Source organism: Streptomyces kunmingensis, from assembly GCF_039533535.1.
GTDB classification, from domain to species: domain Bacteria; phylum Actinomycetota; class Actinomycetes; order Streptomycetales; family Streptomycetaceae; genus Streptomyces; species Streptomyces kunmingensis.
The window spans coordinates 1-1,039 of sequence record NZ_BAAATS010000060.1 but is presented as its reverse complement, the minus strand read 5'-3'; the positions used below and the strand labels follow the sequence as shown (position 1 = coordinate 1,039).

Sequence of the window (1,039 nt, the reverse complement as noted above, 5' to 3'; positions counted from 1 at the left end):
GCGGGCATCGACGTTACGGATGTCAGTGGCGTCGTACTGGCCGGCCGGCTTCGCCCCCGCCGGCGATGAAACCGGATGCACCGGTCGTTTCAGCGGGTCCGGCCCGCTTCACGGTTCACGGAGCCAGGAACACCTGCGGGCTGCCGGTTGTCCAGGAGATGCGCAGCGTGCGACGGGAGATGCGCCAGCCGTCGGGGGTGCGCACGAGGTCGTCCTCGTAGGTGCCGCCGGTGTGGTAGTAGTCGGTGCCCCGGTGGTGGTGGGCGACGATCTGTGTGGACGCCTTCGCGCCCGTGTCCGTGATGTCGACGCTCTGGGCGCCCAGCAGGTGCTGTGTCGCGTCGAGGTTGCTGAACAACTGACGGGCGCCGTCCGCGACAGCGCTGCCACCCGTTGTCAGACCGCTGAACTTCTCGCCCTCCGACAGGTAGGCGTCGAAGACATTGTGTACCTCGGCATCCTCGGTGAAGACGGACGCGACGCGAGCGAAGTCGCGACGGTCCAGGCCGAAGGCGTAGGCCGTGAGCAGGTCATAGATTTCAGTGCGGTCCGAGTCGTCGGGAGCGGAGGTGTCGCTCATGAGGTTCCAATCGTGCTGGGCGTGTTGGGGAGAAGCCGAGGGCGGCTTGCGGGGGCAGGCCCGTGGCCGCCTGGTCCGGGTCGTCTTCGAGCGAATGCTTCGCGTCACGAACGGGGCCTGTGCCGATGAAATGGCCGCCACGCTGGGAAGCGTGAGCGCCCGTTTCATGGTGTCGTGCGGCACTGCTCGAAGTGGATCAACGGTGTGCGAGCCAGGGCGCGGCAGGCGGGCCCGGCCCCTTCACAGTTCTCGGCCGGCATCGGCCGTCGGCCGAGAGCGGCGACGGTCGTGTACGCCGTGGGGGTGTTGCCGGGCGCACCCGCTGCCGCGGGATGTCTGGACGGTCCCGGCCCGCAGGCCGTGCGCTGCGGCGGGGGCCTGCGCGCCGCCTCTGTCTTTTTCAGATGCCGGCGAGGACGGTGGGGTCGCCCTCGGTCCAGGCGTTGTCGACGGTGAGGC

1 protein-coding gene is annotated in these 1,039 nt (G+C 69.3%); it reads right to left on the bottom strand.

Translation table 11 applies throughout. The features are described from left to right. Positions 1 to 115: 115 nt before the first annotated feature. The gene (locus tag ABD366_RS41400; RefSeq protein ID WP_324771288.1) at positions 116 to 580 is read right to left on the bottom strand and encodes a nuclear transport factor 2 family protein; all 465 of its coding nucleotides are present in this window, start codon (positions 578 to 580) and stop codon (positions 116 to 118) included. Positions 581 to 1,039 lie beyond the last annotated feature (459 nt).